The organism is Streptomyces roseochromogenus subsp. oscitans DS 12.976, assembly GCF_000497445.1.
GTDB lineage: Bacteria > Actinomycetota > Actinomycetes > Streptomycetales > Streptomycetaceae > Streptomyces > Streptomyces oscitans.
Genome location: NZ_CM002285.1, coordinates 893,672 through 905,352, shown reverse-complemented (window position 1 = coordinate 905,352; position 11,681 = coordinate 893,672). Strand labels below are relative to the sequence as shown.

Annotated in this window: 10 protein-coding genes and 3 pseudogenes; 6 read left to right on the top strand and 7 right to left on the bottom strand. The window is 71.4% G+C overall.

The window, feature by feature from the left end; translation table 11 throughout:
* Positions 1–161 precede the first annotated feature (161 nt).
* The 3 genes and pseudogenes from M878_RS96050 to qcrB form a co-directional block, all read left to right on the top strand.
* Positions 162–1,382: pseudogene (locus M878_RS96050) on the top strand (ATP-binding SpoIIE family protein phosphatase); the annotation flags it as partial.
* A gap of 170 nt (positions 1,383–1,552) precedes the next feature.
* On the top strand, positions 1,553–1,828 hold the full coding sequence (locus M878_RS54175; protein ID WP_023544850.1) for a hypothetical protein: 276 nt from the start codon (positions 1,553–1,555) through the stop codon (positions 1,826–1,828).
* Positions 1,825–3,318, top strand: coding sequence for a cytochrome bc1 complex cytochrome b subunit (gene qcrB, locus M878_RS54170; RefSeq protein ID WP_023544849.1), 1,494 nt, complete (start codon positions 1,825–1,827; stop codon positions 3,316–3,318). The genes M878_RS54175 and qcrB overlap by 4 nt, the downstream gene beginning before the upstream one ends.
* Here qcrB and ctaF read toward each other — a convergent pair.
* Positions 3,254–3,637 (bottom strand): aa3-type cytochrome oxidase subunit IV, encoded by a 384-nt coding sequence (gene ctaF, locus M878_RS54165; RefSeq protein WP_023544848.1) that lies wholly within the window; start codon positions 3,635–3,637, stop codon positions 3,254–3,256. The two genes, qcrB and ctaF, sit on opposite strands and share 65 nt — an antisense overlap.
* Positions 3,634–5,298 carry an aa3-type cytochrome oxidase subunit I gene (gene ctaD / locus M878_RS54160; protein ID WP_023544847.1) on the bottom strand — a complete coding sequence of 555 codons (1,665 nt, stop codon included), beginning with the start codon at positions 5,296–5,298 and terminating at the stop codon, positions 3,634–3,636. Before ctaD ends, ctaF begins: the two co-directional genes overlap by 4 nt.
* 141 nt (positions 5,299–5,439) lie before the next feature.
* On the opposite strand from ctaD, the pseudogene M878_RS99435 reads away from it, so the two are divergent.
* A pseudogene (locus M878_RS99435) lies at positions 5,440–5,601 on the top strand (NAD-dependent epimerase/dehydratase family protein); the annotation flags it as partial.
* Positions 5,602–5,759: 158 nt separating this feature from the next.
* On the opposite strand, the gene M878_RS54150 reads toward M878_RS99435, so the two are convergent.
* The 3 genes and pseudogenes from M878_RS54150 to M878_RS54145 form a co-directional block, all read right to left on the bottom strand.
* Complete coding sequence (locus M878_RS54150; protein WP_023544845.1) at positions 5,760–6,347, bottom strand: isochorismatase family protein; 588 nt, start codon at positions 6,345–6,347, stop codon at positions 5,760–5,762.
* A gap of 380 nt (positions 6,348–6,727) precedes the next feature.
* A pseudogene (locus M878_RS000000101725) lies at positions 6,728–6,925 on the bottom strand (MFS transporter); the annotation flags it as partial.
* Positions 6,922–7,362 carry a MarR family winged helix-turn-helix transcriptional regulator gene (locus M878_RS54145; RefSeq protein WP_023544844.1) on the bottom strand — a complete coding sequence of 147 codons (441 nt, stop codon included), beginning with the start codon at positions 7,360–7,362 and terminating at the stop codon, positions 6,922–6,924. The pseudogene M878_RS000000101725 and the gene M878_RS54145, both read right to left, overlap by 4 nt.
* Before the next feature lie 117 nt (positions 7,363–7,479).
* Between M878_RS54145 and M878_RS54140 the strand changes: the two genes are divergently transcribed.
* The gene (locus M878_RS54140) at positions 7,480–8,016 is read left to right on the top strand and encodes a metallophosphoesterase family protein (RefSeq protein ID WP_031224030.1); all 537 of its coding nucleotides are present in this window, start codon (positions 7,480–7,482) and stop codon (positions 8,014–8,016) included.
* Between the two features lie 203 nt (positions 8,017–8,219).
* Positions 8,220–9,803: an InlB B-repeat-containing protein gene (locus tag M878_RS54135; protein WP_078630183.1), complete on the top strand. Its 1,584-nt coding sequence runs from the start codon at positions 8,220–8,222 to the stop codon at positions 9,801–9,803.
* A gap of 615 nt (positions 9,804–10,418) precedes the next feature.
* Here the strand turns inward: M878_RS54135 and M878_RS54125 are convergent.
* Positions 10,419–11,159 (bottom strand): SRPBCC family protein, encoded by a 741-nt coding sequence (locus tag M878_RS54125; RefSeq protein ID WP_023544841.1) that lies wholly within the window; start codon positions 11,157–11,159, stop codon positions 10,419–10,421.
* A gap of 21 nt (positions 11,160–11,180) precedes the next feature.
* On the bottom strand, positions 11,181–11,681 hold a 501-nt coding region (locus M878_RS99430; RefSeq protein WP_023544840.1), incomplete at its 5' end, for an XdhC family protein.

The window sequence follows — 11,681 nt, the reverse complement described above, 5'->3', positions numbered from 1 at the left end:
GACGCGTAAGCCGACGGCAGCCTGTTGGCCACCCTCGCCGCGGCCGTCCGTGCCACCACCGTGGTGGAACCGGGCACCGCTCTCGGCTACTCCGCCGCCTGGCCGTGTTCACCGCTGTGAGTGACGGTGATTCACCTGTCGAGGTTCCGTGCACGACTAAGGAAATGGCCGGCGCCTGTCTGATCGGCTGGGACCGCCCGCACGACTTCGGCCCCGACGAACGCGCCCTGCTCACCGCCTGCGCGGGCCTCGCCGGCCAGGCCCTGCTGCGCGCCCACTCCTTCGACGCCGAGCACGAACTCGTCGGCATGCTCCAGCGCACCCTGCTGCCGCGCCGCCTGCCCCGGCTGCCCGGCGCGGTCGCCGTCGCCCGGTACCTGCCGACCACAGCCGGCCTGGAGGTCGGCGGCGACTGGTACGACGTGATCCCGCTCGCCGACCATCACGTGGCCCTCGTCATCGGCGACGTCCAGGGGCACAACGCGGGCGCCGCCACCCTGATGGGCCAGATGCGCACCGCGCTGCGCGCCTACGCCACCGAGGGCCACCCGCCCGACGTGGTCGTGGCGCACGCCAACCGGCTGCTGCTGGAGATGGAGACCGACCTGTTCGCGACCTGCGCCTACGTCGACGTCGACATCGAGGAGGGCACCGCCTGGTGCGTGCGCGCCGGGCATCTCCAGCCTGTGCTGCGCCACCCCGACGGCACGGCCGAGATCGTCCGCGCCGAGGGCGGGCCGCCGCTCGGGGTGCTCGGCCAGGCCGAGTTCCCGATGACCCCGCTGCGGCTGCTGCCCGGCACGGTGCTCGCGCTGACCACCGACGGCCTGGTGGAGTCGCCGGGCACCGACATCGACGCCGGCATGGACCGGCTCGCCGCCCGGCTGGCCGCCGCCGACCCGGCGCACCTCGGGCTGGTCGCCGACGCGCTGCTCACCGGCGCCCACCGCGGCGACGACGTGGCCCTGCTGCTGATGCGCTACGACGGCCTGGCCGTACGCCCGCTGCGCGAGAGCTGGACGGTGTGGCGGGTACCAGAGGCGGTACGGCACGCCCGCCGCTTCACCCGGCGCACCCTGCGCGCCTGGGGCATCTCGCAGGACACCATGGACGCGGCCCTGCTGGTGGTCTCCGAACTCGTCACCAACGCCCTCGTGCACACCGACGGCCAGGTTCGCCTCGACATGAGCCTGGTCAACCACCGCCTGCGACTGGCCGTCGCCGACGCCTCCCCTCGCAGCCCCGTCAAACCCACCAGCATCGGCTGGGAGGCCACCGGCGGCCGGGGCATCCTCCTGGTGGAGGCGGTGTCGGCGGCCTGGGGCACACTCCCGGTCAGCGGCGGCAAACAGGTGTGGGCGGACCTCGTACCCGATGGCTGACGGCCCTCGCCGGCCCCGCGGCGGTCCGGTCCCGGCGCCCGACTCCGGCAGCCGGCCTGGTGGCCGCCGGCCGCGTACGTGCCGGCTGACGGCCACACGGGTGCGTTCACGGGGGCGTTCCGGCAGGTTGGAGGGGCATATCCGGAACGCGGTGCCTAGGGTCGATAGGCGTGGCACACACCTTCCAAGAACTCGTCCAGAAGCAGCGCGCGGCCGACGCGGCCCACGCCACGGTCGAGGAGCTGCGGGACGCGTACGGTCCGCCGGCCGAGCGGGGGATGACCGGTGCCCAGTCCGGCACCTACGAGACCGCGCTGCGCGCCTGGCGGGACCTGGCCCGGGACGTGCAGACCGCGGTGAGCGAGTACGCGAAGGAGACCGGCCGGGCACGCCCCGAGATCGAGGCCGAGGTGGCCCGGGCGGCGGCGGAGCCCGAGGACGCATGAGCCGGGCCGGCCGCCGCGCCGAGCGGCTCGTGCACGCCGCCGACGCCCGGCTGCCCGTGCTGGAGGGCGGCCCGCTGCTGCGCAAGGCCTTCCCCGACCACTGGTCCTTCCTGCTCGGCGAACTCGCCCTGTACAGCCTGCTGGTGCTGATCGTGACCGGGGTCTGGCTGACCCTGTTCTTCCAGCCGGAGATGCGCGAGGTCGTGTACGCGGGCCCCTACGCGCCGCTGCGCGGAGTGCGTATGTCGGCCGCGTTCGACTCCACCCTGCACATCAGCTTCGACGTGCGCGGCGGACTGCTGCTGCGGCAGACCCACCACTGGGCCGCGCTGGTCTTCGTCGCCGCGATCGGCGTGCACATGCTGCGGATCTTCTTCACCGGCGCCTTCCGCCGGCCCCGAGAGCTGAACTGGGCCATCGGGATCACCCTGTTCGTGGTCTCGCTCGCCGAGGGCTTCGCCGGCTACTCGCTCCCCGACGACCTGCTCTCCGGGACCGGGCTGCGCATCGCCCAGGGCATCATGCTGTCGATCCCGGTCGTGGGCACGTACGTGGCCTTCTTCGTGTTCGGCGGCCAGTACCCGGCCCACGACATCGTCACCCGCCTGTACCCGGTGCACATCCTGCTGCTCCCCGGTGCCCTCATCGCCCTGGTCGCCGTACACCTGATCCTGGTGGTGCATCTCAAGCACACCCAGTGGCGCGGCCGGGGCCGCACCCGGCGCAACGCCGTCGGCAAGCCCTTCTTCCCGCAGTTCACCGCCTCCTCCGGCGGCCTGGCCGTCGCCGCCACCGGCCTGCTGGTGCTCCTCTCCGGCCTCGCCCAGGTCAACCCCGTCTGGAAATACGGCCCCTACCGCCCCGACCAGGCCTCCACCGGCTCCCAGCCCGACTGGTACGTCGGCTTCCTGGAGGGCGCGCTGCGGCTGGTCCCGCCGTGGGAGACGAACGTCGCGGGCCACACCCTCATGTGGAACGTCCTGCTCCCGGCGATCGTGCTGCCGGGCCTGCTGTTCACCGTGCTGTACGCCTATCCGTTCGTGGAGCAGCGGCTGACCGGGGAGTGGCGGACGGAGCGGCACCTGTGCGACCGTCCCCGCGAGCGGCCCGTACGCACCGGGCTCGGCGTGGCGGGCACCGTGTTCTACGGCGTGCTGCTGCTGGCCGGCGGCAACGACGTCATCGCCCAGACCTTCCGCATCTCCGTCAACGCGCTGACCTGGGTACTGCGCGTCGCCCTGATCGCGGCACCGGTCCTCGCCTTCCTGGTGACCCGGTGGCTGTGCCGGGCCCTCATGGCGGCCGAGACCGAGCGGCTCGCCGAGGGCGTGCCCACCGGCGAGATCCGGCAGAGCGTCACCGGCGGCTACGAGACCGACCACGTGCCCGTCGCGGCGTTCCGGCCCGGCGCCCCGCGCAGACCGCTCACCGGTGCGCGTACTGGAACACCATCCCGTACACCCCGCGCACCAGAACACCCAGACCGATGAGGAACAGCCACAACCCGAAGACCACCCCGGTCGCCGTCACCGCGAAACCCAGCGCGGTGACGATCGGCCACAGACTCTCGTCGGGGAAGAACGCCACCGGCCCGGCCCCGTCCGCCACTTCCGCGTCGGCGCGGTCCTGGGCCCGCGTCCCCCGGCGCCGGTACTGGATCAGACAGAAGAACGCGACCAGTGCGGCCATCCCGCACGCGACGACCAGCGCGACCGTGCCCGTCTCGTCCCCCGACCACACCCCGTACAGCGCCGCCGACCCGCCGAAGAACACCGCGACCCCGCCGAACAGCATCGCCTCCGTTCTCACCGGGTGCCCTCCGCCTCGGCTCCGCGCACGATCTCCGGATGGTGCAGGTCGAAGGCGGGCGACTCCGAGCGCACCCGGGGCAGCGCCAGGAAGTTGTGCCGCGGCGGCGGGCAGGACGTCGCCCACTCCAGGCCGCGCCCCCACCCCCACGGGTCGTCCACGGTGACCTGCTCGCCCCTGGCCGCGGTGCGCCACACGTTGTAGAGGAACGGCAGGGTGGAGACGCCCAGCAGGAACGCGCCCGCCGACGACAGGGTGTTGAGCAACGTGAAGCCGTCCGCGGGCAGATAGTCCGCGTACCGGCGCGGCATTCCCGCCTCACCCAGCCAGTGCTGCACCAGGAAGGTCAGCTGGAACGCCGGGAACAGCAGCCAGAAGTGCAGCTTGCCGAGCCGCTCGTCCAGCATCTTCCCGGTGAACTTCGGCCACCAGAAGTAGAACCCGGCGAACATCGCGAACACCACCGTGCCGAACAGCACATAGTGCAGATGCGCCACGATGAAGTAAGTGTCGGTCAGATGGAAGTCCAGCGGCGGTGAGGCGATCAGCACCCCGCTCAGCCCGCCCAGCAGGAAGGACACCAGAAAGCCCAGCGACCACAGCATCGGCGTCTCGAACGACACCGAGCCGTGCACCATCGTGCCGATCCACGCGAAGAACTTGATACCGGTGGGCACCGCGATCAGGAACGACATGATCGAGAAGAACGGCAGCAGCACCGCACCGGTGGCGAACATGTGGTGCGCCCACACCACCGCCGACAGCATGGTGATCGCGATCGTGGCCCCGATCATCGGCACATAGCCGAACAGCGGCTTGCGGGAGAACACCGGCAGGATCTCCGAGACGATCCCGAAGAACGGCAGCGCCACGATGTAGACCTCCGGATGCCCGAAGAACCAGAACAGGTGCTGCCACAGCAGCGCGCCCCCGTTCGCCGCGTCGAAGACGTGCGCCCCGAACTTCCGGTCCGCCTCCAGCACCAGCAGCGCCGCCGCGAACACCGGGAACGCGGGCAGGATCAGGATCGAGGTGAACAGCACGTTCCAGGTGAAGATCGGCATCCGGAACATGGTCATGCCCGGCGCGCGCAGGCACAGGATCGTGGCGATGAAGTTCACCGCGGTCAGCGTCGTCGACACACCCGAGACCACCAGCCCCATCGCCCACAGGTCGCCGCCCGCGCCGGGGGAGAAGTAGGCGCTGTTCAGCGGCGCGTAGGCGAACCAGCCGAAGGCCGCCGCCCCGCCCGGCACCAGAAAGCCGGAGACCACCATCAGGCCGCCGAACAGGTACATCCAGTACGACAGCGCGTTCAGCCGGGGGAAGGCAAGGTCCGGCGAGCCGATCTGCAACGGCATCACGGCGTTGGCGAACCCGGCGAACATCGGGGTCGCGAACAGCAGCATCATGATCGTGCCGTGGATCGTGAAGAACTGGTCGTAGCCCTGCTGGCTCAGGAACTGCAGACCCGGCCGGGCGAGTTCCGCGCGCATGCCGAGGGCGAGCAGCCCGGCGAACAGGAAGAAGCAGAACGCCGTGACCATGTAGAGCCGGCCGATCACCTTGTGGTCGGCGGTGGAGAGCCGGCGCAGGAGAGTCCGGCCGGGACGCGGGGCGGGCGCCGTGTACCGTGCGACGACATCCTCGATGTCCGACATATCCGATAGTTCCGTCATCGCGTGCGACGCTACCCGGCACATTCCCGCCGACATCAGAGCCATGCCGCCGTAACGCGCCAGTCATACAGACAGGGCCAGATTCAGTCAATCGGTCCCATGCTCTTCTACGGCCTCGAATCCCTCACCGGCGACGGGCGCAACGTTCGCGACTGGCCGCCCATCGACGACCACTGCCACGGCATCGACCTCGCATGCACGCAGGGCCGCCCCGGCGAGGTCTACAACATCGGCGGCGGCACCGAGCTGAGCAACAAGGAGCTGACCGGGCTGCTCCTCGAAGCTGCCCCGGTCGTCCGGGAAGACCGGGGGCTCCAGCACCCAGGAGTCCGCTTGACGCTGACCTTGACCGGCATCCGGCTCCAAGCCCCCTTTGTTCGCTTGCCGTTGGCTCTGTGGCGCGGTGGGGTGGCCGAACGCCGACCCGGGTCAGGCGGTGCAGGTCAGACGGCGTGCGTCTTGGCCAGTAGCTCCAGGACCTCGGCCGTCGTGCCGCTCTCGCCGAGCCGCGGGAAGATCCGCTCGATACTGTTCGTGTGGGCCACGGCGTCGGCGTCGGCCATCGCGTCGGTGGCGAGGGTGACGTGGTAGCCGTGGGCGTAGGCGTCGCGGGCGGTGGACTCCACGCCGATGCTGGTCGCGATGCCGGTCAGCACGATCTGGGTGATGCCGCGGCGGCGCAGCTGGACGTCCAGGTCGGTCCCGTGGAAGGCGCTCCAGTTGTGCTTGGTGACACGGATGTCGCCGGAGTGACCGGAGAGCTCGTCGACGATGACGTCCCAGCCCTCGGGGAAGGCCAGGCCCCGCACCTGGCGCTCGGTGCGGCCCGGCAGGACGTCCCCGCCGTCGGCGGCGAAGGAGACGCGGACCAGCACCACGGGCAGGTTCCGGGTGCGGAAGGCGTCGGCGAGTTCGGACGTACGCGCCACGACCTCGGGGCCGGAGTACGGCTGGGTCGGCATCGCCGTGATGCCGTTCTGCAGGTCGATCGCGACGAGGGCGGTACGGGGGTCGAGCGTGGTGAGCGACATGAGCTGGTCGGACCTTTCCAGGGGTGGTGGGGCGTTGAGGGGTGAGCCGGCCGAGGGAACGGCCGGGCAGGGTCGTCGCCGGCAACAGGGCGGAGCCGGCGAGCATGGACTGGGCCAGGCCGTGCAGCCCGGCCGTGTCGGCGCGGTGCGGGTGGAACGCCGCGGTGGCGGCGGACGAGCCGAGCGCGCCGAGGTGCATGAAGGTCCGCAGCAGCCCGGCCGCGGAGGCGATCCGCTCCGGATCGGCCTGCTGGTACAGGGCGTTCTGCGTGGCCGGACCGATGAGACCCTGCGGGATGCCGAGCAGCGCACCGATCGCGAGCACCGGCCACAGCGGCCTGCCGGACCGCACCAGGAGCAGCAGCGCACAGCCCGCGATCTGCAGCGACCAGCCAGGCGGTCCCGGCGGGTGGGGCTCCGAAGGCGACGCCGATCGGCACCAGGGTCACGGCGATCATCGAGGAGTTGACCGGATTGAGGACCGAGCCGACGAGCATCGGCGGGATCAGCCGGCGGTCGAATCCGATGAGGGAGGGGCGGGAGGCTTTCTCGGCGCGTGCGGCGAGCCTCGGTATCACGGCTGCGACAGCCGTTCCATCAGCTCCAGCGCCCTGAGCACGGTCTGCCGCTCCTCCTCGGTGTAGCGGTCCTGGAAGGCGCGGGCCAGCCACTCCTCACGCACCTGCCGGTTGCCCTCTGTCCGGGCCCGTCCCGCGTCGGTCAGCGTGACCAGCTGGCGGCGGCCGTCGTCCGGATCGGGCGCGCGCCGGATCAGACCGTGATGGTCCAGGGCGGCCAGCGTGGTGGCCATCGACTGCGGGCGTACGCCCTCGGCGGCGGCGAGCGCGCTGGCCGTGGCGGCGCCGTGCTTGCCGACCAGGGTGAGCGCCGACTCCTGCGACGGGCTGAGGTCGGTGTCCTGCGCGACCTCGCGGATACGACGCCGCAGCCGGCTGAACACCACGCGCAGATCGCGCGCGGCACGGGCGGCGGAGTCGGAGATGTCAGCAGCCATGCGGCCAGCGTAGGACCAGCAGCCGAAACTGTCCAGGTGAAGCTGTTCAGTTTTACCTGATTAATTTGCGGATGGGTGGCCGCGGTCGGTGTCGCCCTTCTCGGCTACGTTGGCCCTGTGCGCCTGCTGATGGTGTCCGACACTCACCTGCCGAAGCGCGCCAAGCGGCTCCCGGAGCAGCTGCTGGCCGAACTCCCGTACGCGGACGTCGTGTTCCACGCCGGAGACTGGGTCGACACCGCGACCCTGGACCTGCTGGAGAGCCGCAGCCGGCGGCTCATCGGGGTCTACGGCAACAACGACGGCCCGCAGCTGCGGTCCCGCCTCCCCGAGGTGGCGTACGCCGAGCTGGGCGGCCTGCGCTTCGGCGTGGTGCACGAGACCGGACCCGCCCAGGGCCGCGAGGCCCGCTGCGCCGCCCGATTCCCCGACCTCGACGTACTGGTCTTCGGCCACAGCCACATCCCCTGGGACACCACCGCCCCGACCGGCCTGCGCCTGCTCAACCCCGGCTCCCCGACCGACCGCCGACGCCAGCCCCACTGCACCTATCTGACGGCCACCGTCGCCGACGGGGCGCTGACCGAGGTCACCCTGCACCGCCTGCCGCAGCGAGAGAGCGACAGCGGGCGCGGCCGTGCGGTCATCCGGTGATGATCGCCGGCTCCGGCACACCCGCCGCCGTACCCACAGGCCGTACGGCCCCGCGCCTGGATGCCGCCGCCCTTGGCACCCCCTGGCCCCCGAGCGTGGCCCGTTGACGGCGCAGGCGCGGCCGGATCGCACGCTCACCCATTTGGGCGAATGAAGGTCTCGGCCGGGAATGCCGAATCGTTCCCCTAGGACATGCCTCCCGCATGCACCCTTCCATGAGCCCGCTCGGCCCCTCCCGGCCCTCCCGTTCTTCCCGCCGTGCACGTCTGGTCGCGGTGTGCGTGGCCGTCGCCCTGGCCGGCTCGTCTCTCACCGCGGCTGCCGGTGTCTCGGCTGCTCCTCCGGCCGCGGCTGGGCCCTCGCCGGCCGGGTCGGGAAAGGAGGTGCTGCGCGAGCGCACCCTCCCCCTTGACACCGCGCCCTTCCGTGGCCTGTGCAGTGCCGCTCCCTTCGGTCAGCCCCGGGAGCACAGCTTCGACTTCTTCGACGACGTCCGCGTCACGGCGGTCGAGGACGGGTTGGACAGCGAGGAGGGAACTGTCACCTGGAGCGGTCACGTCAAGGGCGCCCCCGAGCACAGTGTCGTCCTCTCGATGCGCGGCCTGTGCACGGCAGGTCCGGGCGCGGACGCAGCGCTGGAAGCCGTCGCGGACCTCGGGACGAGGGTCTACCGCATGGAGACCATGCCGGGACGGCCCGCCCGGGTCCGCATCACCGAGGAAGACCCCAGCCACCGAGAGCCCCATGCACCCGACGACGACGTCATGACTCCCGCCCCAGCCTCCCGGCTCAGGAAGTCCCTCGAGGGCAGGGCCCCGGCCACAGCCGCAGCCCCCGTGGTCATCGACGTGATTGCCGGGTACACCCGGCAGGCCGTGACCCAGGCGGGAGGCGTGCAGCAGGTCGTCGACACCATCCGGTGGTCCGAGCGGAAGATGAACGAGGCGCTCGCTGACAGCGGCGTACCGGCGAGTATCGACATCATCGGGACCTACGACACCGGATACGGCGGCGACAACACCTCCTCCACGATGTTCAAAAAGCTCTCCGATCCGCGGGACCCGGAACTCGGGGCCAACGCCGCCGGCCTGCGCGACCGCTACGGGGCGGACCTGATCACCGTCGTCAACCGTGTCGCTCCCGGCCAGTCCAGCGGCCAGGGCAGCCTGCCGACGAGCGGCCGGTTCAGCCCCTCCGACGCGTTCTCCGTCGTCGACATCCGCTCGATGACCGACTGGTACAACCTCGGCCACGAGATCGGCCACAACCTCGGCCTCTTCCACGACCGCACCACCCTGAACCAACAGGGCCCGGGCGGCTCCTGGCAGCGGTTGCTCAACGCCCCGTTCGCAACCGGATGGGTCACCCCGCGACACAACTTCCACACCCTGATGGCGTACCCCAGCGCATGCGGCATGCCCTGCACGGCCGTCAACCAGTACTCCAACACCGAGAACTCCATCAGCGGCCAGCCCTTGGGCGATGCGAACAACAACAACGCGGCCATGGCCCGGCTTTCCGCACCGGTCCTGGCCGGTTACCGCAACCTGACCTTCGCCAGGACCCGCTACCCCCTGACCCTCGACTCCACCGCGGGCGGAAGCGCCCGCCCGGCCGTCTACGGCCCCTATGCGCCGGGCACTGTCGTCGCGGTCACCGCGTACCCGCAGGCGGGCTACCGGCACGCGGGGTGGATCTACGACGGGGTGCAGTACACACTGGGCGGCCAGGTCAACGTCACCATGAACTCCGCCCACAAGCTGACCGCCGTCTTCGTCCGCTCCTGACCGACCGGGTGGCGGACCGCCCGTGGAGGGGGCGAGAGTCCGGCGACGCCACTTCGACCCGTCAGCGCCGGGCACGTACGTTCCGAAGGTCCGGATGTCGCCCTCGGCCTCGCCGCAGCCCTGTGCTGCTACAAGCGACTCGTCCGCCTCACCACATAGGACACCGTCTCCATGGCGGCGAGTCCTCGGTTGCGGCATCGGGCCGGGAACGCCGAATTCCGGCGGCTGACATTCGGAAGCTGCCGGTCGCACGGTGCTGCATGGGCAGGGACGGGGTGCCTCGGCTACGGCTGGTCGTGGTCACGGACGATGGCAGCGCGCCGCGGTTGTGCCCAGCGTGCGGTGGTCCGCCGATGCCGTCGGCCAAGGTGACGGCCCTGTTCTGTTCGGCTGCCTGCCGTTCGCGGCACTGGCGGCGGGCGCGGGCGAGGACCGATGCGGTGAAGGCCGGCGTGACGGCCAGCTGCCCGGAGTTCGGGACGTCCTGGGCGGTCGGGGTCGAACGTCCTGCCTCGGCAACGTACTGCTCTCCCCGCTGTCGCAAACGGGCCTGGCGCGAGCGGCACGCTGTGCGGCGCGGGGTGTGAGGCCGCGCTGGAACGGTGGGACAGCTTCTCATTGGCCTCGGCGACGTCGACCTCGCGGGCGGCGCAGCCGAGGTCCCCCATCGCGGCGGAGCCGCATCTCGACACAGCCCCGCGCCCGTGAGCCGGCTGTACGCCACCGGCGTGAAGTGGTGTGCCCCCTTCGCCCGCATCGTCGCAGTCGTGCCGTCACCCCCGCCAGTACGGCGATCACCGCCGCCGCTGCCACCGCTCGCTTGGCCAACGGCAGGCCGGCCGTGCGCAGGAGGTCCAGCGGCTGGGGTTCCTCGTCGTCGTAGGCGGCCGGTTCCTCTTCGGCCGGCTCGGGGCGCATGGCCAGCCGTTCGGCCAGGCTGTTCGCGAACTGGCCCACCAGACGGTCGCCCACCTCCGCCAGCACGCCCCGCCCGAACTGAGCCGGGCGGCCGGTCACCGTCAGGTCGGTCCGTACCGACACCGCCGTACCGCCGTCGCGTTCGCTGAGCGTGCCGGTGACCGTCGCCCTGGCCGTGCCCTGACCCCGGGTCTCGCGGCCGTCCGCCACGAGGACCATGCGGTGTGCCGCCGCGTCCCGCTCCTCGAAGACCGCCGTGCCCCGGTAGGCGACGGTGACCGGGCCGACCTTGACCTTCACCGAGCCGGTCACCTTCGTGCCGTCGTAGTCCTCCACCACCGCTCCCGGCAGACAGGGCGCGATCCGTTCGATGTCGAGGAGTGCGTGCCAGGCGTCGTCGACCGGGACGGGGACGGTGAACTCGTGGTGCAGCTCCATGACTTGCTCCCTTCGGACGCGTCAGACCGCGGTCGGGTGGATGGCTCCGGCGGTGGTGGTCAGCGGTGCGCCGCTGCCGCCCCAGCGCAGGGCGACGATCTCGGCGGCGACGGAGACGGCCACCTCCTCGGGCGTACGGGCCCCGAGGTCGAGCCCTAGCGGCGAGCGCAGCCGGGACAGTTCGGCCTCGGTCAGGCCGGCATCGAGGAGCCTTGCGCGGCGCTCCTCGTGGGTGTGCCGGCTGCCCATCGCCCCGATGTAGGCGGCCGGGCGGCGCAGTGCCTCCTCCAGCAGCGGCACGTCGAACTTCGGATCGTGGGTGAGGACGCAGATCACCGTGCGGTCGTCGGTTTCCGTACCGGCGAGATAGCGGTGCGGCCACTCGACCACGACCTCGGCGCCCGCCGGGAAGCGTTTGGGCGTGGCGAACACCGGGCGGGCGTCGCACACGGTCACCCGGTAGCCGAGGAAGTCACCGATACGGGCCACGGCCGCCGCGTAGTCGATCGCGCCGAAGACCAG